The 26,051-nt window shown below is 50.5% G+C and carries 30 protein-coding genes and 2 tRNA genes; 19 read left to right on the top strand and 13 right to left on the bottom strand.

Annotated features, from left to right (window positions below):
* Positions 1 to 75 precede the first annotated feature (75 nt).
* A complete protein-coding gene (locus ACF2G4_RS02900; protein ID WP_215847136.1) occupies positions 76 to 300 on the top strand; it encodes a DUF2594 family protein in 225 nt (74 codons plus the stop codon).
* 33 nt (positions 301 to 333) lie between these two features.
* Here the strand turns inward: ACF2G4_RS02900 and ACF2G4_RS02895 are convergent, their stop codons facing one another.
* Positions 334 to 945 (bottom strand): acyl-homoserine-lactone synthase, encoded by a 612-nt coding sequence (locus ACF2G4_RS02895; RefSeq protein ID WP_215848303.1) that lies wholly within the window; start codon positions 943 to 945, stop codon positions 334 to 336.
* A 122-nt stretch (positions 946 to 1,067) separates the two neighbouring features.
* The gene (sdiA, locus tag ACF2G4_RS02890) at positions 1,068 to 1,790 is read right to left on the bottom strand and encodes a transcriptional regulator SdiA (RefSeq protein WP_243078202.1); all 723 of its coding nucleotides are present in this window, start codon (positions 1,788 to 1,790) and stop codon (positions 1,068 to 1,070) included.
* Positions 1,791 to 2,345: 555 nt separating this feature from the next.
* Between sdiA and ACF2G4_RS02885 the strand changes: the two genes are divergently transcribed.
* Entirely contained in the window at positions 2,346 to 3,020 is a 675-nt protein-coding gene (locus ACF2G4_RS02885; RefSeq protein WP_243078203.1) for a DUF4396 domain-containing protein, read from the top strand.
* 27 nt (positions 3,021 to 3,047) lie between these two features.
* Here the strand turns inward: ACF2G4_RS02885 and ACF2G4_RS02880 are convergent, their stop codons facing one another.
* The gene (locus tag ACF2G4_RS02880) at positions 3,048 to 3,743 is read right to left on the bottom strand and encodes an extensin family protein (RefSeq protein WP_409075479.1); all 696 of its coding nucleotides are present in this window, start codon (positions 3,741 to 3,743) and stop codon (positions 3,048 to 3,050) included.
* A 286-nt stretch (positions 3,744 to 4,029) separates the two neighbouring features.
* Between ACF2G4_RS02880 and cycA the strand changes: the two genes are divergently transcribed.
* On the top strand, positions 4,030 to 5,424 hold the full coding sequence (gene cycA / locus ACF2G4_RS02875) for a D-serine/D-alanine/glycine transporter (RefSeq protein ID WP_215847139.1): 1,395 nt from the start codon (positions 4,030 to 4,032) through the stop codon (positions 5,422 to 5,424).
* A 50-nt stretch (positions 5,425 to 5,474) separates the two neighbouring features.
* Here cycA and ACF2G4_RS02870 read toward each other — a convergent pair whose 3' ends face one another.
* On the bottom strand, positions 5,475 to 6,449 hold the full coding sequence (locus ACF2G4_RS02870) for a metal-dependent hydrolase (RefSeq protein ID WP_243078205.1): 975 nt from the start codon (positions 6,447 to 6,449) through the stop codon (positions 5,475 to 5,477).
* Between the two features lie 35 nt (positions 6,450 to 6,484).
* Positions 6,485 to 7,120, bottom strand: a complete 636-nt coding sequence (rutR, locus tag ACF2G4_RS02865; RefSeq protein ID WP_409075478.1) for an HTH-type transcriptional regulator RutR — start codon at positions 7,118 to 7,120, stop codon at positions 6,485 to 6,487.
* A 307-nt stretch (positions 7,121 to 7,427) separates the two neighbouring features.
* Between rutR and rutA the strand changes: the two genes are divergently transcribed.
* The 6 genes from rutA (at position 7,428) to rutG (ending at position 12,407) form a co-directional block, all read left to right on the top strand.
* Entirely contained in the window at positions 7,428 to 8,519 is a 1,092-nt protein-coding gene (rutA, locus tag ACF2G4_RS02860) for a pyrimidine utilization protein A (protein ID WP_215847141.1), read from the top strand.
* The gene (gene rutB / locus ACF2G4_RS02855) at positions 8,519 to 9,235 is read left to right on the top strand and encodes a pyrimidine utilization protein B (RefSeq protein WP_409075477.1); all 717 of its coding nucleotides are present in this window, start codon (positions 8,519 to 8,521) and stop codon (positions 9,233 to 9,235) included. Before rutA ends, rutB begins: the two co-directional genes overlap by 1 nt.
* 36 nt (positions 9,236 to 9,271) lie before the next feature.
* On the top strand, positions 9,272 to 9,667 hold the full coding sequence (gene rutC, locus ACF2G4_RS02850) for a pyrimidine utilization protein C (protein ID WP_215847143.1): 396 nt from the start codon (positions 9,272 to 9,274) through the stop codon (positions 9,665 to 9,667).
* Positions 9,667 to 10,476 carry a pyrimidine utilization protein D gene (gene rutD / locus ACF2G4_RS02845; protein ID WP_409075476.1) on the top strand — a complete coding sequence of 270 codons (810 nt, stop codon included), beginning with the start codon at positions 9,667 to 9,669 and terminating at the stop codon, positions 10,474 to 10,476. The genes rutC and rutD overlap by 1 nt, the downstream gene beginning before the upstream one ends.
* 22 nt (positions 10,477 to 10,498) lie before the next feature.
* Positions 10,499 to 11,014: an NADH-dependent FMN reductase RutF gene (rutF, locus tag ACF2G4_RS02840; RefSeq protein WP_215847145.1), complete on the top strand. Its 516-nt coding sequence runs from the start codon at positions 10,499 to 10,501 to the stop codon at positions 11,012 to 11,014.
* A gap of 73 nt (positions 11,015 to 11,087) precedes the next feature.
* The gene (rutG, locus tag ACF2G4_RS02835; RefSeq protein WP_409075475.1) at positions 11,088 to 12,407 is read left to right on the top strand and encodes a pyrimidine utilization transport protein G; all 1,320 of its coding nucleotides are present in this window, start codon (positions 11,088 to 11,090) and stop codon (positions 12,405 to 12,407) included.
* Here the strand turns inward: rutG and ACF2G4_RS02830 are convergent, their stop codons facing one another.
* Positions 12,408 to 13,322, bottom strand: coding sequence for a DMT family transporter (locus ACF2G4_RS02830; RefSeq protein ID WP_243078208.1), 915 nt, complete (start codon positions 13,320 to 13,322; stop codon positions 12,408 to 12,410).
* A 96-nt stretch (positions 13,323 to 13,418) separates the two neighbouring features.
* The gene (locus tag ACF2G4_RS02825) at positions 13,419 to 13,595 is read right to left on the bottom strand and encodes a general stress protein (protein ID WP_243078209.1); all 177 of its coding nucleotides are present in this window, start codon (positions 13,593 to 13,595) and stop codon (positions 13,419 to 13,421) included.
* 329 nt (positions 13,596 to 13,924) lie between these two features.
* Between ACF2G4_RS02825 and wrbA the strand changes: the two genes are divergently transcribed.
* The 3 genes from wrbA to ACF2G4_RS02810 are packed head-to-tail and all read left to right on the top strand — an operon-like array spanning position 13,925 to position 16,218.
* Positions 13,925 to 14,524: an NAD(P)H:quinone oxidoreductase gene (wrbA, locus tag ACF2G4_RS02820; protein ID WP_215847148.1), complete on the top strand. Its 600-nt coding sequence runs from the start codon at positions 13,925 to 13,927 to the stop codon at positions 14,522 to 14,524.
* A gap of 32 nt (positions 14,525 to 14,556) precedes the next feature.
* Positions 14,557 to 14,787: a YccJ family protein gene (locus ACF2G4_RS02815; protein ID WP_215847149.1), complete on the top strand. Its 231-nt coding sequence runs from the start codon at positions 14,557 to 14,559 to the stop codon at positions 14,785 to 14,787.
* 57 nt (positions 14,788 to 14,844) lie between these two features.
* Positions 14,845 to 16,218, top strand: a complete 1,374-nt coding sequence (locus tag ACF2G4_RS02810) for an NAD-dependent succinate-semialdehyde dehydrogenase (RefSeq protein WP_332627548.1) — start codon at positions 14,845 to 14,847, stop codon at positions 16,216 to 16,218.
* Positions 16,219 to 16,289: 71 nt separating this feature from the next.
* On the opposite strand, the gene agp is transcribed toward ACF2G4_RS02810, so the two are convergent.
* The 3 genes from agp to ACF2G4_RS02795 all read right to left on the bottom strand — a co-directional run bounded on the left by agp (position 16,290) and on the right by ACF2G4_RS02795 (position 18,368).
* Entirely contained in the window at positions 16,290 to 17,849 is a 1,560-nt protein-coding gene (gene agp / locus ACF2G4_RS02805) for a bifunctional glucose-1-phosphatase/inositol phosphatase (protein ID WP_409075474.1), read from the bottom strand.
* A 265-nt stretch (positions 17,850 to 18,114) separates the two neighbouring features.
* Positions 18,115 to 18,202 (bottom strand) — tRNA-Ser (locus tag ACF2G4_RS02800).
* 78 nt (positions 18,203 to 18,280) lie between these two features.
* Positions 18,281 to 18,368 (bottom strand) — tRNA-Ser (locus tag ACF2G4_RS02795).
* A gap of 229 nt (positions 18,369 to 18,597) precedes the next feature.
* Between ACF2G4_RS02795 and yccA the strand changes: the two genes are divergently transcribed.
* Positions 18,598 to 19,254, top strand: a complete 657-nt coding sequence (yccA, locus tag ACF2G4_RS02790) for an FtsH protease modulator YccA (RefSeq protein ID WP_243078514.1) — start codon at positions 18,598 to 18,600, stop codon at positions 19,252 to 19,254.
* A 102-nt stretch (positions 19,255 to 19,356) separates the two neighbouring features.
* Positions 19,357 to 19,683, top strand: coding sequence for a TusE/DsrC/DsvC family sulfur relay protein (locus ACF2G4_RS02785; protein WP_409075473.1), 327 nt, complete (start codon positions 19,357 to 19,359; stop codon positions 19,681 to 19,683).
* Here ACF2G4_RS02785 and yccX read toward each other — a convergent pair whose 3' ends face one another.
* On the bottom strand, positions 19,684 to 19,962 hold the full coding sequence (gene yccX, locus ACF2G4_RS02780) for an acylphosphatase (protein ID WP_409075472.1): 279 nt from the start codon (positions 19,960 to 19,962) through the stop codon (positions 19,684 to 19,686).
* Between the two features lie 85 nt (positions 19,963 to 20,047).
* Between yccX and rlmI the strand changes: the two genes are divergently transcribed.
* Together rlmI and hspQ are read left to right on the top strand one after the other, a co-directional pair.
* Complete coding sequence (rlmI, locus tag ACF2G4_RS02775; protein ID WP_409075471.1) at positions 20,048 to 21,238, top strand: 23S rRNA (cytosine(1962)-C(5))-methyltransferase RlmI; 1,191 nt, start codon at positions 20,048 to 20,050, stop codon at positions 21,236 to 21,238.
* 59 nt (positions 21,239 to 21,297) lie between these two features.
* Positions 21,298 to 21,615, top strand: coding sequence for a heat shock protein HspQ (gene hspQ, locus ACF2G4_RS02770; protein WP_409075470.1), 318 nt, complete (start codon positions 21,298 to 21,300; stop codon positions 21,613 to 21,615).
* Positions 21,616 to 21,649: 34 nt separating this feature from the next.
* Here hspQ and ACF2G4_RS02765 read toward each other — a convergent pair whose 3' ends face one another.
* Positions 21,650 to 22,072 (bottom strand): CoA-binding protein, encoded by a 423-nt coding sequence (locus ACF2G4_RS02765; protein ID WP_215847154.1) that lies wholly within the window; start codon positions 22,070 to 22,072, stop codon positions 21,650 to 21,652.
* Between the two features lie 174 nt (positions 22,073 to 22,246).
* Between ACF2G4_RS02765 and ACF2G4_RS02760 the strand changes: the two genes are divergently transcribed.
* Both ACF2G4_RS02760 and ACF2G4_RS02755 read left to right on the top strand, forming a co-directional pair.
* Positions 22,247 to 22,885: a DUF2057 family protein gene (locus tag ACF2G4_RS02760; RefSeq protein ID WP_215847155.1), complete on the top strand. Its 639-nt coding sequence runs from the start codon at positions 22,247 to 22,249 to the stop codon at positions 22,883 to 22,885.
* A gap of 84 nt (positions 22,886 to 22,969) precedes the next feature.
* Positions 22,970 to 23,428, top strand: a complete 459-nt coding sequence (locus ACF2G4_RS02755) for a methylglyoxal synthase (RefSeq protein WP_243078214.1) — start codon at positions 22,970 to 22,972, stop codon at positions 23,426 to 23,428.
* A 1-nt stretch (position 23,429) separates the two neighbouring features.
* Here the strand turns inward: ACF2G4_RS02755 and helD are convergent, their stop codons facing one another.
* Complete coding sequence (helD, locus tag ACF2G4_RS02750) at positions 23,430 to 25,484, bottom strand: DNA helicase IV (RefSeq protein ID WP_409075469.1); 2,055 nt, start codon at positions 25,482 to 25,484, stop codon at positions 23,430 to 23,432.
* A 123-nt stretch (positions 25,485 to 25,607) separates the two neighbouring features.
* On the opposite strand from helD, the gene ACF2G4_RS02745 reads away from it, so the two are divergent.
* Positions 25,608 to 26,051: a YccF domain-containing protein gene (locus tag ACF2G4_RS02745; RefSeq protein WP_243078216.1), complete on the top strand. Its 444-nt coding sequence runs from the start codon at positions 25,608 to 25,610 to the stop codon at positions 26,049 to 26,051.

The following is a 26,051-nucleotide window of genomic DNA, read 5'->3' as shown; positions in this document are numbered from 1 at the left end:
ATCAACGCTGTGATATACTCACGCACTGCTGTGCGGACAGATTGCCGACACGTTGTACATCACCAAGGAGAATTTATGAGCGACGAAGATTTTTCAACCTCGCAGGAAACCCAGAAACTGTCTGATGAAGTTGCCTGTCTGAAAATGATGGTGACGCTGATTCTGAAAGGAATGGGCCAAGCAGACGCAGGGAAAGTGATTATTAATATGGAACGTTATGTCCAAACGCTGGGCGATAAGCCGCAGGCTGAGGTCTTTAGCAACACCATTAAGCAGATCAAAACCGCTTATCGCCAGTAAGCTGAATTGCCCCCGCATTACGGGGGCAAAGCGTTAACCGTGTGATTGCCAGTTAACCGAAACACCCAACGATGGCAGCACCTCTTCCGGGCTAAAGCGACGCGTGCCACGGTACTTTTCCGCCAGCGCAGGTTGAATAACCGGAATGCGAATCGCAAACAGATTATCTTCTGACTGAATCAATCCCGGCGTCAGTGGCTCGTACGCGACCTGATGCTGCTCAAACATCTTTTCCAGCATCGGCGTTGCCGAGCTAATAATATATTCAATACCATTTAGCTCAGCCAACTGCACAGCGTGCCACAGAATATTGAGCGGCAGTTCAGAATCAACGTCCAGCCGGGCTGAGAAACGTGACATTTCCCATACTTTTTCTTGTTCGAAAGGTAAGATAATGCCTTCATTTTGCTCAGGCTCAAACCACGGCATTAAACGTGCGCAGCCACTGATCCCTTCGCGCGCACTCCAGGCAAGTAGCCAGGTTACATCTGATCGATCATAACGATCATATTCCTGCCCCGGCGTACTTAAACGAGGTGGAATTGACCACCCTTCGCCGCGTGCAAAAACGCTGTAACGATAGCTGCCTAACTCGGCAAGCAAAGAGGACGGCATATCCTTTAATTGCGTTTGAATTATTTTCATCATGCGCCTTTGACATCCCCATGTTTGCAATGATTTCTTTGCGCCAGCCTGGCAAAGCTCCGGCGCAGGGTAGACAACTGACTCAGTCAGAGGAACTACTAGATTTAGTAGTTGCTTTTTATTTAAATCAGTCCGATCGCTGCTGCATAACAAGCAATCTGCGTTTTATTGGAAACATTGAAACGTTTTTGCATCTTTTTTTGGTGAAAATTCACCGTGTGTTCAGAAATAGATAAAATAAGCGAAATCTCAACCGAGGTTTTTCCTTCGGCGGTCCATTTTAAAATTTCCAGTTCTCGCTGACTAAAGTCATTCTTCAGGACCAGCATCGAATCATCATTCAAACGCTCTAGCACGCGCAAACTCAGCTCCGCCAGGAAGTGCAGTTTCACTTCCAACTCGACGCGCCGTTGTTGCGTGGTAAAAGGTTGATGCGATGATATAGATAATATACCAATGGCTCGATTTGGTGCCATTGCTGAACAAGAAAAACCACTGTGCAAGCCAAACTCGCCTGCTTCTTTCCAAAGATTGCCCGCGCCAGTAAACAGATCGGCAGTCCATTCAACGCCTCTGCCTGGTCTTTGACACAAAAGCAACACCGGATCTACAGCAAAGTAGTTCTGCTTTTCATATTGCTTAACCCATAATTTGGGATAAGTGCTGTGTACATGAATGCCCGGCCGGGTAAAAGGAACCGGATGTTGAATCAAAAAAGCAAAGCAATCAAATCCCAATGATTCGGTATAGCTCTGTAATAACCGCTTCAATTGAGGCGCAGCTGTTAAATGTTGAAATTGACTTTCCGCCTCAGCTCGCCAGGCGAAATAATTCTCGGTGGTCATATTCCCTCAACGTTATTCTCACGCAGATGCGTTTTGTTATTCATTATTCTTCACCACAAAATATTAATTGATTCGAGCAAAAATATTGATTGCTTAATGCGCAATAATTTAAGTAAAAAAAATCCAAAGAGTTGCAAAAATAAACTTCAACCAAAAACCATGAAAGGTGAACCGGTGAAAAAGTGTTGAAGCACCGCAAACTTCCACCTTGCATCAGAATAAGATTTTTCCGATAGGAATTCAATCTCTGAAAAGCAGAGGTCATCCTTCGACACAAAAAGGTTATGATTATTTGTGGGCAAAAATCAGAGGTTCAACCCCTAAATTATTTTTTATACAGTAAGTTAATGGTATGCAAAATATAACCGAAGCGGTAAATATTGTTCATCACACCTAAAGAATTTACTGGCTTGAGACATTTCCGTCCGCGTGCTTTGAAGCTACGCTTATTCCATTGTCCGCCTTCAGTCCTCAGCAGCAATCGGCATAGGGCAGCTTAGCGAGCAGGTTTGCGCCGCGCTGCTGGACTTTAACTTTCTGTTTCAGGGGTTGATTATGATGGATAAATTGGCATTGCCTTTTTTAGTTTTAGGTCTTTGCACGGCGTTGATGATTGCTAAGGATATTTTCAAGCATCCTCACCCGGTTCGCGTAATGAATATCATTTGGCCAATCACCGGACTTTATATGCCGTTCATTGGATGGCTGGCTTGGTGGTTTCTTGGGCGTCAACCCTCTCGTCAAGCAAATCTGGCTTTATTAATGCCGCAAAGAGCAGCCCGTCATAACAGCTGGCAGACAATATTTGTCTCAACCACTATTCCAGCAGCAGCCTGTATTTTTGGCGACGTAATAACATTACCTATAATTTCACTACTAAATCATTTGAATATTCTGATAGTTATATGGCAAGAAGCGATCATTTCTTTGGTTCTTTCATTGCTTATCGGCTTATTTTTCCAGGTGCTCGCCATTAAACAGCGTGAAAAAAATTCATTATGGCGTGCCTTGTTAATAGCATTAAGAATCGAAACCTTTCCTTTGGTTATTTACCAAACAGGCATATTTATCTTTATGGCACTGGCCCTGAAATTTGTATTAAATCAACAAATCAACCCGCAGCTCAATGCCTTCTGGTTTATGCTGCAACTGGCAATGATGACTGGATTTGTTTTTTCCTGGCCAGCCAATCATTTCTTGATAAAGCGCGGTATCAATCCGGCACATTAATACTGCATTAAATGCCGTACTACGGGCTCAACGACAATAGCCTGCACCGCGCATACCTAAATGGAAATGGCTGGCATGCGCAGCGTTATAATCTGGCCCCAATGCATTACCGAATACCCGACATCCCTCCTGCCACAAACTATGCAGCGTTTGCGCCTTCGCTGCGGGTTGCTGCCAGTTTTTGCCTACCTCAAGACGCTGTCCATTAGCCAATTGAAAAGCAGTAACATCCCAGGCATCCGCTGTGGCATGCTCGCTCAGGCGCCCCTCAGCGCGATGATAAATATTCCTACAGGCATAACTGCCAACGTGGCTGATGCGCACCAGCGGGCTTTGCTGCTGTTTTGTTATTTGATCGCGACTGCGTAAAACATATATGGTGCTGGCAACCGCCATCGGACAGCTCGCCAGAAAACTGCTGCTAAGATTTACCGGCCCAAATTTTTGGATGCGCAATGGATTAGCCAGCGGACATGCGCCCGTTACTGGCGGACGCTGGCTAAAACTGACTAATCCTGCTTGCTGAGCACGATTCATCACATCCAGACAGGCAGCAGGATCACTCGCTAGCCGCTTCATTTTCAGTTGCGTCATCCAACCTGGCGGATCGGTAACTGCAAGTGGCGTGAAGGGATTGAACTGAGGCGGCAGATTCTTTTTGATCCACGGCAAACTCCCCCAACCCACCGCAATGAATACCAGTAACAGGATAAGCGTGCGCATTTCCCCTCTCGCAGCATGATGATAAGCAAAAGAAAAGTGTAGAAGCTCTCAGTTAATACGCAGTCAATCTGGCACAAAGTGATTAAAACTTACGCATCCTGACGCAATAGTGTGCTGCGTAAACAAAACCTGCCGACGATAAGGTGATGAAAGGTCACAATTGTTCAAAAAAAATTACCGACTTCAAGGTGCTTTCCACTATCTTATGCCGACTTGCCCTTGAGGCAGACTCGCCTAATAACAGCCAGTAGAGCTGACACAACATCAAGACAGGAAAGACAATCATATGGTTGATCACTCTAAAGACGCGGTGGTTACGCAGGAGAACCCCGAAAAACTGCAGCGCAGCCTGCATAATCGCCACATCCAACTCATCGCAATCGGCGGTGCCATTGGCACTGGGCTGTTTATGGGCTCGGGTAAAACCATCAGCCTTGCAGGTCCTTCGATTATTTTTGTTTATATGATCATCGGTTTTATGCTGTTCTTCGTCATGCGTGCCATGGGCGAACTGCTGCTTTCCAACCTTGAATACAAATCTTTCAGTGACTTCGCTGCCGACCTGTTAGGGCCTTGGGCAGGATATTTTACCGGCTGGACCTATTGGTTCTGCTGGGTTGTCACCGGTATTGCCGACGTAGTGGCGATAAGCGCCTATTTCCAGTTGTGGTTCCCCGGTTTCTCAATATGGATGAGCGCCCTGCTTTGCCTGTTTGTCTTTGTGACGCTGAATGTCGCCACGGTAAAGCTGTTCGGTGAGATGGAATTTTGGTTCGCGATTATCAAAATCGTCGCCATTGTCGCGTTGATAGTCACCGGTATCGTTCTGGTTTCAATGCATTATCCTTCGCCAGGCGGCGGGACTGCATCACTGAGTAATATTTGGGATCATGGCGGCATGTTCCCGAAAGGGTTAAGCGGCTTTTTTGCCGGCTTCCAGATTGCGGTGTTTGCCTTTGTCGGCATCGAACTGGTGGGTACCGCGGCTGCCGAAACACACGATCCGCATAAAGTCTTGCCACGCGCTATCAACGCCATTCCGCTGCGCGTGATTATGTTTTATGTGTTGGCGCTGATGGTAATCATGGCCGTGACGCCGTGGACCGCAGTACAGGCCGATCGCAGCCCATTTGTTGAGATGTTTGTCCTGATTGGCTTACCGGCTGCCGCCAGCATCGTGAATTTTGTTGTACTGACTTCTGCGGCTTCGTCTGCCAACAGCGGCATTTTCTCCACCAGCCGCATGTTGTATGGCCTGTCACAGCAAGGCGTGGCGCATCGTGCATTTGGACGTCTTTCAGCGCGCGCGGTGCCGACTACCGGTCTGTTTTTCTCATGCCTTTGCTTGCTGAGTGGCGTGGCGCTGATTTATCTGATCCCGGATGTCATGACAGTATTTACGCTGGTGACGACGGTCTCAGCGATTCTGTTCATGTTTGTCTGGACAATCATCCTCTGTAGCTACCTGGTTTATCGCAAAAAATATCCACAGCGCCATGCAAAGTCGGCGTTCAAAATGCCAATGGGTAAATTGATGTGCTGGGTTTGCATCGCTTTCTTCGCTTTTGTGCTAGTGCTGTTAACCTTGCAGGAAGATACGCGTCAGGCATTAATGGTAACGCCAGTGTGGTTTGCCTTGTTGACGCTGGGTTGGTTGTTGCGCCGTCGCGCTAGCCGCTAATTCATTTAGAATGACAAAAAAGCCCGGCCAATCATGGCCGGGCTTTTTATTTACAGACGATCGGCTAGCGCGCTAAAGCTGGCGCTCAACGCAGGCCGTGCTGAAGGTAGCCGCTGCGGATGGGTTTCCCACTGCTGAGGCGAGCCGAGATTAAAGGTAAACGTATAGTTTTGCCCTTCTCCCATGCGTAAGTCAGCAATTGTGATCTTGCCATTTTTCTCATTCATCGCATAAAAACCGTGGCTGAACCAGGCCACACGTTCGGCATACCAGTCTCCCTTTACCTGTGCAAACAGTTCAGGATGACGAGGCTGCCAGCTAACATTAAGCGGACGATTTGGCGACAGCAGTGACCAATAGGCTTCGCCATAACGATCGGGGGTAATGACCACGCTGCGCCACACCAACGTGTTAAACGCAGTGGGTGTGACCAGCACTTTGTCGGCTGGAAGACCCTGATCAACCAGTGATTGCTTAATCTCTCCGGTAGCAATGCTCTGGATCACCACGCTCCATGCCAGATAAAGCGTGCTCAGCGCCAAACCGATACGGTTCCAGCGCAGACCAGGATCGCCTCGCCGCCACAGGGCAACACCAAGACAAATCAGCAGCGGCAAGGTATAGAGCGGATCAACAATATAGATGCTGCTCACTGCATAAGGATGATCGGTGATCGGCAGTCCAAGCTGCGTACCATAAACAGTCATCAAATCCAGCAGCGGGTGCGTAATCAACGCTAACCAAATGGCAGGCCACCACGCTTGCCATTTCACGTTGCCACGAAAAAGGCCCGCGACCAACCACGCCAGCAGCGGCGAAACCAGCGTCAAATAGAGCAAAGCGTGGCTTTCGGTACGGTGTAATGTCATGTTACGAATGGCATCGCCGTGATCAAGAAAGACATCAAGATCGGGTAACGTGCCGCATACCGCACCCACGGCGGCGGCTTGCCAAAGCGGGACGCGTCGGCCCATCACCGCCACGCTGACGGATGCCCCCAGAACAAACTGCGAAACAGAATCCATTTTTTACTCCGTCGCAACAACGTATGGCCGTAAAATTAACGCACGCGGATACCTTCAATAATCATGCGCTGCACATTATCTACCGTCTGATCGAAAAATTGCGGATCGCTCAACGTTTGCCCGGTTACCGCCTCAACCTGACTGGCGAAATCGGCGTAATGCTGCGTGGTTGCCCACAGCATAAAGATCAAATGCTGCGGTTGTACGCCAGCCAATCGACCTTCATCAATCCAGCGTTCAATAATCGCGGCTTTTTCATCCACCAGCTGTTTGAGATCGCCAGCCAGTTCGCCCTTCAATAGCGGTGCACCTTGCAGCATCTCCAGACAAAACAGCCGTGATGCCTGCGGGAAATCGCGTGACACTTCAAGTTTCAGGCGAATATAGCGGCGAATAGCCATCAGCGGATCTTGATCATGGGCTAACGCGCGAAGCGGTGCCAGCCATACGTCAAGAATCTCTTTCAGCACGGCTACGTACAAAACTTCTTTGGAAGGATAGTAATAAAGAAGATTGGTTTTCGAGACATCGGCGCGTTCGGCAACTTGATCTAGCGTGGTGCCGTGAATACCGAATTGCGAGAAGAACGCCAGCGCAGCTTCCAGAATAGCTGCACGCTTGGCCGCTACGGCTCGCGAACGGCGCGTTGGTTTTTTTTCATCTGTTTTCACACTGTTACCTTATCCGCTCTGCATTCCCGCATCATAGCAAAGCTGCCGACAGCTGCCCATTTCTGCTCTTGCACCTTTTTTGCTCAGGTTGCATGGAAAATGTGCAGCTTATTTTGACCAGATGGTCCAAAACAGACCAATCACTCCAGTTAACTCTTTCGAGTTATATTTAACCTTTTGTTATTACTCGATTTACAAATTGTGGCACAGCCTTTGCAAAATCTTTGATTGAGCGCCGCCATCAAGGATGACGCAGGATGCAGCGCAGCGCGTGAAACAGTCCCAACCTAATTAATTGAGGTTTCACATGAAGATAGGCGTCTTTATTCCGATTGGTAACAATGGCTGGTTGATTTCATCTACTGCACCGCAGTACAAGCCGACTTTTGAACTGAACAAAGCGATTGTGCAGAAAGCTGAGCATTATCATTTCGATTTCGCGCTGTCGATGATCAAACTGCGCGGCTTTGGCGGAAAAACGGAATTCTGGGATCATAACCTCGAATCTTTCACGCTGATGGCAGGTCTGGCCGCCGTGACTTCACGCATTGAGATCTATGCAACCGCCGCCACGCTGACTTTACCGCCGGCCATTGTGGCGCGCATGGCCGCCACCATTGATTCCATTTCCAACGGGCGCTTTGGCGTCAACCTCGTCACCGGCTGGCAAAAACCAGAATATGAGCAAATGGGTTTGTGGCCTGGTGATGAGTATTTCGGTAGCCGCTACAAATATCTGACCGAATATGTCACGGTGCTGCGCGATCTTTGGGGCACCGGCAAATCAGACTTTAAAGGTGACTTTTTCACCATGAATGATTGCCGCGTCAGCCCGCAACCGCAAAAACCGATGAAAGTGATCTGCGCGGGTCAAAGCGATGCGGGCATGGCATTTTCGGCGCAGCATGCGGATTACAACTTCTGCTTTGGCAAAGGCGTCAATACACCAACGGCGTTTTCCTCGACCTCAATACGCATGAAACAAGCGGCAGAAAAAGCGGGCCGCGATGTTGGCTCTTACGTGCTGTTTATGATCATTGCGGCGGAAACCGATGAAGAAGCACGCGCCAAATGGGAACACTACAAAGCGGGCGCCGATGAAGAAGCGCTGGCCTGGCTGACCACACAAAGTCAGCAAGATACCAAATCGGGTAGCGACACCAATGTGCGCCAAATGGCTGATCCGACTTCAGCAGTAAACATCAATATGGGCACGCTGGTCGGCTCCTACGCCAACGTGGCTCGCATGCTGGACGACGTCGCTGAAGTTGACGGCACGCATGGCGTGTTACTGACTTTTGATGACTTCCTGCAAGGTATTGAAGACTTTGGTCAACATATCCAACCGCTGATGGCTTGCCGCAGCGCACTGATTGATGCTCAGCAAGAGGTAGCTTAATGAATACGGTTTATTGCGCCCACACGCCCGACATTCCCCAGGTTGAACTGCCTGCACGTCCTGAAGCTATCGCCTTCCCGCCCAGTCAAACGGCGTTGATTGTGGTGGATATGCAAAATGCCTATGCCACTCAAGGCGGCTATCTCGATCTGGCAGGGTTTGATGTTTCAGCCACCAAACCGGTGATTGCCAAAATTCACCAGGCGGTAACGGCTGCACGTGTAGCGGGCATTCAAATCATCTGGTTTCAGAATGGCTGGGACAATCAGTATGTCGAAGCGGGCGATGCAGGTTCACCCAACTTCCATAAATCGAATGCCCTGAAAACCATGCGCAAACGCCCTGAATTGCAAGGCACCTTGTTATCAAAGGGCAGCTGGGATTATGCGCTGGTTGATGAACTCACACCGCAAGCTGGCGATATTGTGCTGCCAAAACCACGCTACAGCGGCTTCTTTAACACGCCACTCGACAGCATGCTGCGCAGCCGTGGCATTCGCCATTTAATTTTCACCGGTATCGCGACCAACGTCTGTGTGGAATCGACATTGCGCGACGGCTTCTTTCTGGAATATTTCGGCGTGGTGCTGGAAGACGCAACCTATCAGGCTGGGCCGACTTTTGCCCAACAGGCCGCCATTTTCAATATCGAAACGTTCTTTGGCTGGGTATCCAACGTCGATACTTTTTGCGAAAGCCTGCAACCCTCCGTCTAAAACGGTTTCACCTGCTGATAAAAAGGAAACGTTGCTATGCCGAAAAGTGTGATTATCCCGCCAGGTACCACGACGCCCATTGCGCCTTTTGTTCCGGGAACGCTGGCAGATGGCGTGGTTTATGTCTCGGGCACATTGCCGTTTGATGAAAATAACAACGTGGTGCATGTCGGTGATGCGGCCGCGCAAACCCGTCACGTGCTGGAAACCATCAAGAAAGTGATCGAAACCGCAGGCGGCAGCATGGAGGACGTCACGTTCAACTCCATTTTTCTTACCGACTGGACAAACTATGCAGCGGTGAATCAGGTCTATGCCGACTATTTTCCTGGCGAAAAACCGGCGCGCTTCTGCATTCAATGTGGCTTGGTCAAACCGGACGCCTTAATCGAAATCGCCAGCATTGCGCACATCGGTAAACAGGAGGCGTGATGCACGTTGAAATTCATGGCCAGCCTGCTGACGAAGCGCCCACGCTGGTGCTCTCTTCCGGGTTGGGCGGTGTTACCGGCTTTTGGCAGCCACAGTTAGCGACACTTTGTGAACGTTATTGCGTGGTGCTGTATGACCAACGCGGCACCGGGCGTAGTGCTGATACGCTGCCGGAAGGCTACAGCATGAAAATGATGGCGGCAGAGTTAGCAGAGGCGCTAACTCTGCACGGTATAACAAAATTTGGCATTGTTGGTCATGCGCTAGGCGGCTTGATCGGTTTACAGCTGGCGCTTGATTACCCAACACGCGTTGAGCGCGTCGCGGTGATTAATGGTTGGTTAACGCTTAATGCGCATACCCAACGCTGTTTTCATGTGCGTCAGGATCTGCTGCTCAACGTAGGCATTGATGCCTTTGTTCGGGCGCAGCCGCTGTTTCTTTATCCCTCTGAGTGGATGGCGCAGCATCAGGCGCGGTTGGAACAGGAAGATGCGCATCATGTCGCCCATTTCCAGGGAACGGAGAATCTGTTACGCCGTTTGAACGCATTGATGACGGCTGACTTCAGCATCCGCGCCGCCAGTATTACATCGCCGGTGTTGGTGATATGCAGCCAGGACGACTTGCTGGTGCCGTGGAGTTGTTCAGTACAGCTCGCTGCCGCCTTGCCTGATAGCCAGCTGGTAGAAATGCCGTGGGGCGGCCATGCAATGAGCGTGACCGATCCTGAACCGTTTAATGCACTGCTCATGCAGTGGCTGAATGACACCGACACTGTGCTAAAAACAGCGCACGTGGCGGGCTAAACCGACGAAGCCGGAGAAGAGTATGAGCAGAGAAGATCTTCCACCCTTGGTGGAAAAACAGGACTTCCGCAACGCCATGTCGAGATTGGGCGCAGCCGTCAACATTATCACCACTGAAGGTCCTGCAGGCCGCGCGGGTTTCACCGCCTCGGCGGTATGTAGCGTAACGGATTCACCGCCCACTTTACTGGTGTGCCTGAACCGTTCGGCCTCGGTTTACCCTGTATTTCGCGAAAACATGCAACTGTGTGTCAACACGCTGGCATCGGGTCATGAAGCACTTTCAACGCTGTTCGGTGGCAAAACACCGATGCCGGAACGCTTCATCGCGGCGGAGTGGACCACCGCGATCACCGGTTCCCCCATTTTACAGGGCGCGGTGGCTTCTTTTGACTGTCGCATTAGTCAGATTGTAAGCGTGGGAACACACGACACACTGTTTTGCGAAGTACTGGCGCTGGTACGCAATGACGACACGCATGGCCTGATGTGGTTTGATCGCGGATACCATCCTCTTTTGCGGCAGGAAGCCTGTTAATCCGCCGGCTATTAGCTGACCTTTTATAGCGAAATTGCGCGGCCCCGGCATTTATCTCTTTTTGGAGTAAACGATGGCGAGTTCCTGGTTTCCTCAGTGGCAAAAGAAGTCGGCAGTAACCGATAACGGGCTGATCGCCCCCGATGAAACGTTGCCAGCGGGACAAACAATTGTTCTCGGCTTGCAACACGCAGTTGCGATGTTTGGCGCGACGGTATTAATGCCGCTACTGATGGGGTTGGATCCCAACCTGGCGATTTTAGTTTCAGGTATTGGCACGCTACTGTTCTTCTTTGTTACCGGTGGTCGCGTGCCCAGCTATTTGGGATCCAGCGCCGCCTTTGTCGGGGTGGTGATTGCCGTTACCGGCTTCAACGGTCAAGGCCTGAATCCTAATCTCAGCATCGCGTTGGGCGGCGTTATCGCCTGTGGTTTGCTGTATACGCTGATTGGTTTCGTGGTGATGAAAGCCGGTACGCGCTGGATTGAAAACCTGATGCCGCCGGTGGTAACGGGTGCGGTAGTGATGGCGATTGGTTTGAATCTGGCACCCATTGCTGTTCACAGCGTCTCTGCCTCCTCCTTCGACAGCTGGATGGCGGTAATGACCGTTTTATGTATTGGCTTGGTGGCGGTATTTACCCGTGGCATGATTCAGCGGCTGCTGATTCTTATTGGCCTGATCGTAGCCTGGGCAATCTATGCGCTGCTGACCAACGGTTTAGGATTTGGCAAACCGGTGGATTTCACGCTGCTCGCTCAAGCGCCTTGGTTTGGACTGCCGCAAACCACCGCACCCACGTTTGATATGCAAGCCATTGTGCTGATCGCGCCGGTGGCAATTATCCTGGTAGCAGAAAACCTCGGACATATTAAAGCAGTAGCAGGCATGACCGGGCGCAATCTCGATCCCTACATGGGGCGCGCGTTTGTCGGCGACGGTCTGGCCACCATGATTTCTGGCACCCTGGGCGGCAGCGGCGTCACAACCTATGCCGAAAACATTGGCGTCATGGCGGTTACCAAAGTCTATTCCACGCTTGCGTTTGTCGCAGCAGCGGTGATTGCGTTGATCCTCGGCTTCTCACCTAAGTTTGGTGCGCTGATTCACACCATTCCCGGACCGGTGATTGGCGGCGCATCCATTGTGGTCTTTGGCTTGATTGCTGTGGCGGGTGCGCGTATTTGGGTGCAAAACCATGTCGACTTTAGTCAGAACGGCAATCTGATTATGGTGGCAACAACACTGGTTTTAGGCGCAGGCGACTTTGCGCTGAAAATTGGCGAGTCCACGCTGGGCGGTATTGGCACCGCCACATTTGGTGCGATCATCCTGAATGCCATTCTGCGCCAGCGCGGTAAGGCACTGGCCGAGAATAAGATTGTCGGTTAGTTACTCAAGCGGTGTCGGCGCTCGCTGCACCGCTTTTTTCCGCTTAAAACGCAGTTCGCTAACAATCACACCGCAAACAATCAACGCACCGCCAAATAAAGCGGCGGCCGGTAAACGCTCACCAGCAATTCGACCGACAACCCCTGCCCACACCGGTTCGCCGGCATAAATCACGGTAGCTCGGGTTGGCGATACGCTGCGCTGCGCCCAGTTCATCGTCACCTGAATTAACGCGCTGGCCGCGCCCAAACCCAGCGCACTCAACAGCAATGTCGGCGAAAACGCAGGCAGAGATTCGCCATTGGGTATCATCAGAAAAAATGCGCAAACAGAGGCGACAGCCAGTTGAATTAACGTTACGCGGCGCACATCGACCTGGCCGGCAAAGCGACTAATCAGGATAATCTCAGCCGCGATCGCTAATGTACTGATCAGGGTAGCAATCTCGCCCTGATTTAAATTGATGCGCCCATCTTGCGGCCCTGCTACCAACAGCAAACCACCAAAGGCCAGCGAAATCCCCAGCCACGCCATCACACTCGGTGGACGTCGCAGAAACACCCATTGTAATAACGGCACCACTGGCACATAGAGCGCGGTTAAAAAAGCCGACTGGCTGCTGGAGATGGTTTGCATGCCATAGGTTTGCAATCCGTAACCGCCAGCAATTGAAAGGCCAATCAGTGTGCCCGCTTTTATTTCCATCCAAGTTATTGCGGCTAAATAGCGTCGAAAAAACAACGCCAGCAGCAGTGCCGCCGTGGCAAAGCGCAGGCCAACGAAGAAAAAAGGCCCGGAGTACTGCACAGCGTGGTGCACCACCAGGAAAGTGCCGCCCCAGATCATCGTTATAAAAATTAAAACCAGCTCCTGGCGCGAAATGCGCAAGGATAAACTGCGGATAGCGTCCGACATAATTCACCTGCAAAGGGATTCGGGCGCCATTTTGCGGAGTGAAAGGAGATAAAGCAATGATGTTAACCGCCGGTATTTCCCGGCGGCAAAAGAGGATTAGGCATCAGCAGATTTTTTATTACTGCTGCGTCCGCCTTTTTCGCCAGCACGTGCGGCGCGTTGTGGGTCATTTTTAAAATTGCCGCCGCTGTTCTTACCCCCTTTCCGTCCGGCTTCTGCCGCACGTTCACGGTTTTCGGCGAAATTTCCTGAACCTCCACGATGTGTAGCCATAATTTACTCCGGTCGCTTAATCGTGTTGCTGAAATCATCATTTACCCGGACTGGCGTAAAGCCTGTTGATTGCCGATTTATACAGCAGCGTTTCATACAGCAATCATGATTAAAGCTTAGCCAGTTTTCGCTCACGCCCCGGCAACCGTTACATTTAGCAACAGATAATGCGCTGGCAATTTGCATAAATATCGAACATTCAACCAGCTTTTAATGCAACGTCTGCCGGTTAAAGGTCCTAAAAATGGTTTTGCTCCTGCCTCAGACTCGCAGCGCAATAAAGCTCTTCTATACTTCTTTTTACGCTAAATAACCTGAGAGAGATGTTGATGGCTAAGATCCTGGTGCTCTATTACTCAATGTACGGACATATAGAAACGATGGCGAATGCGATTGCCGAAGGTGCCCGCAAAGTCCCAGGCGCAGAAGTCGATATCCTGCGTGTGCCAGAAACCATGGATGCAGAACGTTTTGCACAGGTTGGCGGTAAAACGCAACAAGCTGCTGCAGAAGCCACGCCCGACATCCTCCCACAGTACGATGCCATAATTGTTGGAACACCCACCCGCTTTGGCAATATGTCTGGTCAAATGCGTACCTTCTGGGATCGCACTGGCGGACTTTGGGCTTCTGGTGCCCTGTTTGGCAAAATCGCCAGCGTCTTCTCCTCAACGGGAACCGGTGGCGGGCAAGAACAAACTATTACCTCGGTCTGGACCACGTTAGCCCATCACGGCATGGTGATTGTCCCAATTGGTTATGGCACTAAAGAGCTGTTCGATATCTCGCAAGTCCGCGGCGGCACGCCTTATGGTGCAACGACGCTGGCGGGTGGTGATGGTTCGCGTCAGCCCACGGAAGATGAACTGAATATCGCCCGCTTTCAGGGTGAACACGTTGCCGGGCTGGCAGTTAAACTCAAGGACTAATTTTACTCTGGATTTCATTTAAGGAGACCTTTATGGCGACCGATCAAGCGAAAACACATCACGTTGGCGAATGGGCCAGTCTGCGTCACACCTCACCTGAAATTGCTGAAGCCATCTTTGAAGTGGCAAATTATGACGAGAAACTCGCCGAAGAGATTTGGCGTCAGCAAGGCAGCGATGAAGTCCTGTTCCGCGCCTTCGATAAAACCGATAAAGACGTCCTGACCTGGGATGACAAAACCGTAGAACGTAAAAACGTTTAATTCTGAGGCGGGATTTCCCCGCCTCACATTTTTAAGTTATTGACCAAGGAGCGCTGTATGTCTTCCTATCAAAGTATCAATCCCGCTAACAACCAGTTGCTGAAAAGCTGGCCTTCCCACGACGCGACGGCGGTAAGCCAGGCGCTGGACGTGGCTGATCGCCTGTTCCATTCCAGCTGGAGCAAAGGGGATATTCAGCCGCGCGTGCAGGTATTAAAAAAACTGGCCGACCTGATTGATGGTCGTGCAGAAGAGCTGGCCACTATCGCCAGTAAAGAGATGGGTAAACTGATCGGCCAGAGTCGAGGTGAAGTAAAGATTTGCTCTCAAATCGCCCGTTATTATGCCGAGAACGCTGAACGTATTCTGAAACCACAATCTTATCCCAGCGAGCTGGGTGAAGCTTGGGTAGAATATCATCCAATTGGCGTGCTGGTAGCCGTCGAACCGTGGAACTTCCCCTATTATCAGCTGATGCGTGTGCTGGCACCGAATCTGGCGTTGGGTAATCCGGTGCTGGCCAAACACGCCAATATCGTGCCGCACTGTGCCGACGTATTTGAGAAGCTGGTAAAAGAAGCTGGCGCACCAGAAGGTGCCTGGACCAATCTGTTTATTTCAACCGACCAAGTGGCTGACCTGATTGCTGATAACCGCGTACAAGGCGTTGCGCTAACCGGCTCCGAACGTGCGGGCAGCGCGGTCGCAGAGCAAGCCGGTAAACATTTGAAAAAATCCACGCTGGAATTGGGTGGCAACGATGTGTTCGTGGTCATGGATGATGCGAATATCGATGAAGCAGTACGCCAGGGCGTGCAGGCGCGACTCAGTAACTGCGGTCAAGTCTGTACGGCCGCGAAACGCTTTATCCTGCATGAGAAAATTGCGGAGAGCTTTATTTCAAAATTCAGTGCTGCGTTATCTTCCGCGACGCTCGGCGATCCGCTGGATGAAAAAACCACGCTCGGCCCTCTTTCATCCAGTGATGCGCGTGATCGACTCGTTAAACAGGTTGATGAAGCGGTAGCCAACGGGGCAAAAGTGCTGACAGGCGGCAAAGCGGTAGCGGGTGTCGGCTGCTATTATCAGCCCACAATCCTGACCGATATCAAACCGGACAATCCTGCTTATTATCAAGAGTTCTTTGGCCCAGTGGCACAGGTTTATGTTGTGGGTGACGATCGCGCGGCGGTTGCGCTGGCCAACGATTCTCATTATGGCTTGGGCGGATCAGTATGGACTCAAGATATCGATCGTGGCCGTAAGCTGGCTTCAGCAATCGAAACCGGTATGGTGTTTATTAATTCGCAGAGTGACACTTCAGCTGAACTGCCATTTGGCGGCGTAAAGCGTTCAGGCTACGGACGCGAACTTTCTGATCTGGGCATTAAAGAGTTTGCCAATCAGAAGTTGGTGGTCATTTCCGGCTAAACCTTTCTGATTCACCACCATAAAAAAACCCCGTCTTGACGGGGTTTTTATTTATTGCAGCTAATGTGGAATTAGCTCGCGGCGACAGGTTCTTTCGCTTTTTCGCTGTTTTCCACTTGAGCCGGCGCTTTGTCTGCGGCAGCTTTATCTGCAGCGGCTTTTGCTTTGTCGGCTGCCGCTTTATCTGCTTTGGCCTTCTCTTCTGCGGCTTTTGCATCCGTGGCTTTTTGCGCGGCGGCTTTTTCAGCTGCGGCTTTCTCAGCAGCCGCTTTATCGGCTGCGGCTTTGTCTGCTTTCGCTTTCGCATCGTCGGATGCAGGCGCGGCAGGCTGAGCGGCAGCAGGTTGCGCAGCCGGCTGTGGCGCGGCGGCGGGTTGCATTGGTGTGCCTTGCAGCGCACCGTTCAAAGCCTGGGAAAATTGATCCCATGCGCAATAGCCATTCGCGTCGGTTTGGCAACCTGCCAGTTGAAGCGTTACGCGCTTAGGCGGATTTTTCAGGCTTAAAACATCAGCATTACGCAGTTGATCGGCTGTTTGATAAACATATTCGACTTTCAGCAGATCCTTGTCATTTTTAGCATCATGCCAGCGCTCAAAGACGACCTGACCGCCAATGGGCGTTTTCTCGTAGGTATCTGGCAGCTCGTAAGGTTTAACCTGCAGCGCGCTGAGCAGTGAAGCGATGTTGGAATCATGTCCCACCATCAACGTAATCTTAGGCGCGTTGGCTTTATCTTGATCAACTAACTGGCTACGAATGTAATCCACCAGCGGCGCAGCGACTTCACGCGCGACATCTGGGCTGGTGAACAAAGCATCTTGATAACCATTTTTTATGGTTGAAAGCTCTTTCCATTGTTCAGGCGTTTTGATCTGACCCCAGGCAACCTGATCCAGCGGGAAACCTTCGTAATATTGCAGTGTAAAAGCATCCATCAACGAATTACCCACTTTCAGCGGGCCGCTAACGTTGGGCTCTTTGCCGTTGTCTGCGGAGAAGGTGTTCTCGGCGTTGCTCAGGTCACACTGCTTTTTGTTATTACAGGCAGGCGCTGATTTGTAATCAACGATCTTTTCCAAACGTTGGAAAGCAGGCTTTAAAGAGAGTTTTTCATTAGTCGCAGCCATAGCGGCCAGCGCTTTTTTATTGAATTCATCACTGTCGTCAGTGACGACTGGATTAAAGATGGGATCCATGGTGCCCATAGCGTCCTGATGCGTGACAGCAACATCACAACCCGGGAAAGCACCATTAATGAAGAATTGAGCGGTCGCGACAGTGCGTTGCAGGCTGTTAGCGTAAACAAAAACATTATCGCTATCTGGGCAACTGCCGTTCTTTATCAGACCTTGTTGGGCTAACCATTGGCGGGTGTAATTGCCCATGTAAACTTCCAGCACGCCACCTTTGGTCGTCAACTGTCCGCCCGGTACATCCCATTGCGGCCAGTTTTTCTTGGTCGATTGCTCTAACACGCTGCCATTGTCGGCCAGTGGTGCGCGTAAGTTATGTCGACTCAACATCAGCACCTGCTGTAGCTGCATATCACCGTCAGCGGCTTGCGCCATCGTTCCGATCGGTAATGCAGCCAGCACCGACAATGCGCAAAGACTCAGTTTCTTGATCATTGTGCCTATTCCATATATTCAGTAGAGAAACACTCAGGCTATCAACCGATTAGCTCGCTTAAGAGCGAATTGCTGCACAGTGTAACTCAGCTCGCCTCGGAAAAGCGCCAGTGGATTGTAAAAACAGTTAATGGACTATAGCAGAGTTGCTGCAGTGAGTTGCAGACGTGACAGCAGATTGAAAAGCAACGGGATGTTTTTCGGAATCACTGAAGGGAAAGGACAAAAACGAAACAGGCCAGCACGAATGCTGGCCTGTAGAATGTGGCGGAGGAAGAGAGATTCGAACTCTCGGATGGTTTCCCATCGGCGGTTTTCAAGACCGCTGCCTTAAGCCGCTCGGCCATCCCTCCGTGTAATGCTTTGTACTGCGTGCGGCAAAAACGTTATGCGTTACGTTTCTGCTATTTCATCATTTTACATTGATGAAGTGGCGGAGGAGGAGAGATTCGAACTCTCGGATGGTTTCCCATCGGCGGTTTTCAAGACCGCTGCCTTAAGCCGCTCGGCCACCCCTCCGCAATGAGGCGCACTATAAACATCCCCCTGAGAGATGTAAAGCCTGCTTCAATTCGTTCGGCTGAAAAACAGTCAAAATAGAATTATTTGTTGTCAAAATCACCACTCTGCTCAAAGAATTAGCGGTTTGACGCGTAAAGAAGGGTAAAACGCCTTTTCCCCTTTTATTGCACTGCGTATTCTCAGCGCATATTTGGTGTTCTGCTAACAGGAGCGCAACATGAACAGAATGGACAGAGTCGCAACATCATCGTCGCAGCAATCGCTGCTGAGTACGCACACAGTTTTGCGTAATACCTATTTTCTTTTGGGCCTGACACTGGCTTTCTCAGCGGTGACTGCCACAGCCAGCACCGTGCTGGGCTTGCCCGCGCCAGGTTTGATCTTAATGCTGGTCGGTTTTTATGGACTTATGTTCCTTACTTACCGTTTAGCAAACAGCCCAATGGGCATTTTGGCTGCATTCGCCTTTACCGGCTTCCTGGGCTACTGCCTCGGCCCGATCCTGAGCTCGTTTCTGACGGCCGGAATGGGTGATGTGATTGCGCTGGCGTTGGGCGGAACCGCTTTAGTGTTCTTCTGCTGCTCGGCTTACGTATTAACGACACGTCGCGACATGTCCTTCTTGGGCGGCATGATGATGGCAGGCTTTATTGTGCTGCTGGTTGCGGTCGTGGCAAACATCTTCCTGCAGCTGCCTGCGCTTCACCTGGCAATCAGCGCCCTGTTTATCCTCTTCTCAGCGGGTGCGATTTTGTGGGAAACCAGCAACATTATTCACGGTGGTGAAACCAACTACATTCGCGCAACCGTGAGTTTGTACGTGTCGCTGTACAATATCTTTGTGAGCTTACTGAGCATTCTGGGCTTCTCGCGCAGCAACTAATCGGTCACAACGGATTTCACAAAACCTCGCTTCAGCGGGGTTTTGCTTTTTATGACGGCGTATTTTGTTAAAATGCGCCGTCATTTTTTATGAGGAATTCAGGTGAATTTTAACGGTATTGAAATTGCAGTCGACGCCGAAGGCTATTTAAAAGATGGCAACGACTGGAGCGAAGCGCTGGCGGCAAAGATTGCTGAGCAGGAAGAGATTACCATGACCGAGGCTCATTGGGAGGTGGTGCACTTTGTACGGGCGTTTTATCTTGAATACAACACATCGCCAGCGGTGCGGATGTTGGTAAAAGCCATGGGCCAAAAATATGGCGAAGAAAAAGGCAACAGCCGCAACCTGTTCCGCCTGTTTCCTGACGGTCCCGCCAAACAAGCAACAAAAATTGCCGGTTTGCCCAAGCCCGCGAAATGTCTTTAATTAACCTGTGGTGAAATTCTGTGGTGCCTGCGCAGGCTGGTGAGGTTCGATTAAAACGTTATCAACATGCGCACTGCGCGGCCCGCCAGCTTTTAACCAATCAATTAAGGCTTCAACCTGCTGCGCTTCTCCGTAGGCCAAAACCTCTACGCTGCCATTATCAAGATTACGTGCGTAACCGAACACACCGAGCTTCTTAGCCTGCGCTTGCGTGCTGTAACGGAAACCCACACCCTGGACCTGACCTTGTACCCATGCTTTAAAACAGGCTGCTGACATTATTCTCTCCTGCTGCTGTTCGTTGCATTTTCCCGCTATCCACCGGACAATAGCGCCTCATTTTTTCAGGTAAGCATAGCAAACTATGACAGTTCGATTGATTCTTGCGAAGGGACGTGAAAAATCCCTGCTCCGTCGTCATCCTTGGGTTTTTTCTGGTGCGGTCGCTCGCATGGAAGGCAAAGCACAACTGGGTGAAACCATTGATGTCTGTGACAGTAACGGCAAATGGCTGGCCCGCGCCGCTTATTCACCGCAGTCGCAGATTCGTGCCCGCGTCTGGAGTTGGCAGCAGGATGAATCCATCGACATCGCTTTTTTCGTGCGCCGCTTTGAGCAAGCACAGCAATGGCGAAAGTGGCTGGCGGAACGTGATGGGTTGGATAGCTACCGTTTGATTGCGGGTGAGTCAGATAATTTGCCTGGCGTTACCATTGATCGTTTCGGCAATTTTCTCGTGCTTCAACTGTTGTCAGCAGGCGCGGAATATCAGCGCCCTGCCATTATTTCTGCATTGCAGCACTGTTTCCCTGAGTGTGCTATTTACGATCGTTCTGATGTAGCGGTACGTAAAAAAGAGGGTATGGAGCTAACACAAGGCACCGTCACCGGTGAGTTGCCACCGCCGCTTCTGCCTATAACAGAACATGGCATGAAATTGTTGGTTGATATTCAGGGTGGCCACAAAACCGGTTATTACCTTGATCAACGTGACAGCCGCCTGGCAACACGCCGCTATTCTAAAGATGCTCGCGTGCTTAATTGCTTCTCTTATACCGGCGGTTTCGCGGTTTCTGCTCTGATGGGTGGCTGCCGAGAAGTAATCAGCGTGGATACCTCTCAGGATGCGCTGGATGTTGCTCGTCAAAACGTTGAGCTCAACAACCTCGATGTTTCGCGCGCCCAGTTCCAACGTGATGATGTTTTCAAACTGCTCCGACGCTATCGTGACAGCGGTGAGAAATTTGATCTTATCGTGATGGATCCGCCGAAGTTCGTAGAAAATAAAAACCAGCTAATGGGCGCTTGTCGCGGTTATAAAGACATTAATATGCTAGCTATTCAGCTGCTTAATCCCGGTGGCGTATTAATGACTTACTCCTGCTCGGGGCTAATGGCTACCGATTTGTTCCAGAAAATCATTGCGGACGCCGCCATTGATGCGGGTCGCGAAGTGCAGTTTATTGAGCAATTCCGTCAGGCAGCCGATCACCCTGTTATCGCCAGCTATCCAGAAGGTCTTTACCTGAAAGGGTTTGCTTGCCGCGTAATGTGACTTGAAAAAACTGTTCTTGACGCCATATTGATCAGAGGACAGTTTTTTCGGAGGTCATAATGATTGCCAGTAAATTTGGAATTGGACAGCAGGTACGACATCGCCTTTCAGGTATTTTGGGTGTGATTGTGGATGTCGATCCAGAATATTCATTGGATGAACCTAAGTTGGATGAGGTTGGCGCCGCGGAAAAAATGCGTGCCGCACCTTGGTATCACGTGGTAATGGAAGATAAAGAAGGCGATCAGGTTCACACCTACGTCGCCGAGATTCAATTATCGGGTGAAACCACCTTTGAACACCCGGAACAGCCTTCACTGGATGAACTTGCTGCATCGGTTCGCAAACAGTTACAGGCTCCGCATCTACGCCATTAACAGGTGGCGGCTGTGTTAATCGCCGCCACTTTTGTTATGCGTGTTTAGCTGAAATCCCCAACCGTGGGATTTCCATTTTTGGGCAGCGATCCATAATCACCGTCATCCCAGCATCTTGCGCCAATACTGCAGCTTGCTCATTAATCACGCCGAGCTGTAACCATAGGGTTTTCGCGCCTATAGCAATGGCCTCCTGCGCCACGCCCCATGCCGCTTCAGAATGACGAAACACATCCACCATATCCACTTTGCCCGGAATATCTGCGAGACTCGCGTAAGCGGTTTGACCTAATAACGTTTGTCCTGCCAGTTTTGGGCTCACGGGAATCACGTCATAACCCTGATCAAGCAGATATTTCATCACGCCATAACTCGGGCGCTCAGGACGATCGCTGGCTCCTACCAGCGCAATACGTTGCGTACGCGTCAGCACATCACGAATCGTTTGATCATTCATTTTCATCTCCTTTAGCGACAAGCTTGATTGTAGATTGGCAGAACGAACAGTGGGCCATGTACAGCGGTAATTATTAGGGCTGACGCACGAATAAATATGTTTAAATGTAAATTTACTGCCATAATGTAAGAATTTGCTACACACATCCCTTGCGCCCTATTTCCTGGAGTTGAAATGAAGCTGTCGCTGGCTGTCACGGGGTTGATGCTTTTCCTCGTAACGGCGTCCTGTTCTGCCATTACATTGAAGCTCGATCCACAGATCGATCTTCTCGTGCTTGATGGCCGCAAAATTTCGGGTTCACTGCTTAAAGGGGCCGACAGCTTAGAATTAGACCGAGGCCAACACCAGTTTCTGTTTCGTGTAGAACAACTGCGTGATGACCACAAAGATGCTTCGTTACGCTACCAATCCATACCCATGATCGTCACGTTTAATGCCGAAGTGAAAACCATCACAATTCGTTTGCCGCCGCTGGATAATAAGCGCGCGCGCCACCATTTTGATCGCACATTAAACTTTCAGCTCGTTGATGAGCATGGCAAAGAGATCGTCAGTATGCGTGATCGCTTGCCTGTCGCCGCGGGTGTTGATATGGAAAAAGCGATGTTGAATTACAACCGCGACGACCATATCGCCTCCGTTCCGCAATTCGCTAAAACAACTGCCGCTCCGCCTTCAGCCCAACTTACTGCCGATCTCGCGTGGGCCGATCAGCCTGAATTACCCTCACTCAAACGTTGGTTTCAGCGTTTTGATGAAGCGACTCGCCAACAATTTCTCAACCTCGTCAAAATGTTACGTACAAGTTGATTACGTTCAAGTTGATAGAGAGGAAAGCCAAGAGGTAAACTCGTGCAACAAATCTGGCGCACGTGACATTATCGGGAAGCCTCTATGGAACAAACGGCTCGTACTCTTGGCGTAAAAAAACATATTGCATTGGTTGCTCACGATCACTGCAAAGCCTCGCTGCTTGAATGGGTTAAGCAAAACCAGCCCGCACTCGGCACGCATGAACTTTACGCAACCGGCACCACCGGCAACTTAATCAATCGTCATACCGGTCTTGATGTTAACGCTATGCTAAGCGGACCGATGGGGGGTGATCAGCAGGTGGGCGCAATGATTGCTGAAGGGAGAATTGATGCGCTGATTTTCTTTTGGGATCCGCTTAATGCGGTGCCGCACGATCCCGATGTAAAAGCATTGCTGCGCCTTGCCACAGTTTGGAACATTCCTGTTGCGACAAACCGGACAACAGCAGACTTCATTATCCAGTCACCGCTGTTTGCCCAGTCCGTCGAGATTCAAATCCCTGACTATCAACGCTATTTGGCAGAGCGCCTAAAGTAACTCAGGCCTTGCGTAAAACCGGCACGCCAAGTTCGCGGAATTGATCGACGAAAACGGATGGTTGCTGCTTATCGAACATAAGAAACACCTGCTGGCGCGCGCGCGTCAGCGCAACATAAGCTAACCGGCGCTCTTCGGCATCCGGAAAAGCTTCTTCTTGCGGTAACAAGCCTTGCTCCATGATGGATTCGCGCGCCTCAGCCGGGAAGCCTTCTTTGCCCTGCTGTAATCCCAATAAAATGACGTAATCTGCCTGCTGCCCTTTACTGGCATGTATCGTCATAAACTCGAGTTTAAGTTTTGGCCATTTCGTTTTGGCCTTCTGCAAGACCTCCGGTAATAAATAGTGGTAACGCGCCAAGAGCAATATTCGCTCGTCGGGTTTGGCGTAGCCACTCAATTTATTCAACAGCGGTTCAAGCTGATCTTGCGATAAAAGCGCTATCGATTTCTTATTGCCTTTGATTAGGCTGTTAAGCGGCTTACGCAACTGATGAGGATTTTGCTGAATGAAACGGTTGGCAATATCACCAATGCGATCGTTAAAGCGATAAGTGGTGTACAACACACAGCGATCGCCTTCACCGAAATAGTGATGAAAGGCGGTAGTCAGACTCATTTCAGCCCCGCTAAAACGATAAATGGCTTGCCAGTCATCACCCACTGCAAACAGCGTCGTCCGTTTATTTTGCTGACGTAGCGCAGTTAACAAGGCCGCACGCTGCGGTGAAATGTCCTGGAACTCATCCACCAGAATATGCTTCCAGGGGCTGATGAAACGCCCTTTTTCAAGTATGGCTACTGCTTGATGAATTAAGCCAGAAAAGTCCACTGCACCCTCTTCTTTCAGCGCTGTTTTCCAAACCTTAAGCAGCGGAGCCATCAGCTTCACGCGTTTACTGAACAGGTCACGCCTCTCTTCGCTCACGTCAGCTATCATCGCTGCCTGCGCACCACCATGCATACGCATTAATCCCAGCCAGCGTTCAAGGCGCGATGACAGACGTTTCGCTAGAGCATCATCCTGCCAAAATGCACCTTCCGGCACTTCCCATTCCAACTCATCACGCAGCCATTGTCGCCAGCCGTTAGCTTGTGCTTTTTTCTCATTACACTGCTGACGCCATTCGGTAATCAGCAATTCACGACGCGCATCAGCATCGCTTTCTAATTTACTGATAAGAGGCTGTTTATTGCTGCCCTCGCGAATAATGTGCAGGGCTAAAGAGTGGAACGTTCGTGCCTGAATCTCACCAGCGCCTAACCGGGACTGAATGCGATCGTTCATTTCGTCTGCTGCCTGGCGACCAAACGCTAACAGTAAGATTTGATCTGGTGCCGAGAGTTTACGCTGCATCAGCCAGCCTGCACGCGCAACCAGCACCGAGGTTTTGCCGCTACCTGCTCCAGCCAGTACCAGCAGCGCATCCTCACCGTTAACCACGGCTTCACATTGCGAAGGATTGAGCGGTGTCGTTTCGACGGTGGAGAAGAAATCTTTATAGTGCGCCAGCATTTTCGCTGTCCAGTCACCATTGCGCACTTTTAATGCGGCTTCGCCCTGATCCAGCCAGTGCTGGCAGAAGGCCCAATCCTCGCGGGTATGATCGAATTCAGTGAGGCGCGACAAAGGCAATGGCAAGGCGTCGAATTGCTTTACGATTTTCTCTTTTAATGACTGGAGCTCGCTTCGTTTTATCCAACGATCCTGATCGCCAAACCCGTTGATCTCTTCACGCAAGGTATGAAGCACCTCACGACATACAACACTCATTTCGTGACTCCAACTTTGCCACGATTGCAGAAGGTAATGATGAAAACGCTGCGTTTCCTGCCATTCGGTGCCGTGCAGTCGCACCACTTTATCTTCAGCTAATAAGAACTCAAGTTCGCCCCACACCAATCCGCGCTTGCAGGTAATATTCAGCAATTGGTTAAAAGGAATTAAATACTCATGCTTATCCCCGCTCACTTCTACGCCAGCTGCGAGTAAACGAACCCGATTATAAGGATGTTGAGCAAGTCGCTTGCCCATGGATGTTGCTTTCAGTTCCACGTCCACACCAACGACTAAGAAAAGGATTATGCGGAGTTTACCTGTCAGACACTTGGCGCTCCAGCCTTAAAACAGGCTAAACTTGGCGGCACATCTTGCGAAATGCAAAAGGAAAAGATTGTCATGCGCACCGTTTTAAATATTCTCAACTTCGTCTTGGGCGGTTTTTTCACCACGCTGAGCTGGCTTTTTGCCACGCTGGTCACCATCGTCTTGATTTTTACGCTGCCACTAACGCGTTCCTGTTGGGAGATCACTAAGCTGTCATTGCTGCCTTTCGGTAATGAAGCGGTGCATGTGGATGTACTGCGTCCTGATGATAAGAGCCATATCTTGAACAGCGGCGGTACCTTACTGAATATTTTATGGTTGCTGTTTTTTGGCTGGTGGTTATGTCTGGCGCACATCTCTGCGGGCATCGTTCAATGCCTGACAATTATTGGTATTCCGGTCGGCATTGCTAACTTCAAGATTGCCGCTATCGCACTATGGCCGGTGGGACGTCGCGTCGTTTCGGTTGAGGAGGCGCGTGCCGCACGCGAAGCCAATGCCCGTCGTCGCCATTAA

The sequence above is a fragment of the Pantoea phytostimulans genome, from assembly GCF_046118715.1.
In the GTDB taxonomy this organism is placed as follows: Bacteria; Pseudomonadota; Gammaproteobacteria; order Enterobacterales; family Enterobacteriaceae; genus Pantoea; species Pantoea phytostimulans.
Note: the sequence above shows the minus strand (reverse complement) of the source record. Positions and strands in the feature narration are given on the sequence as shown.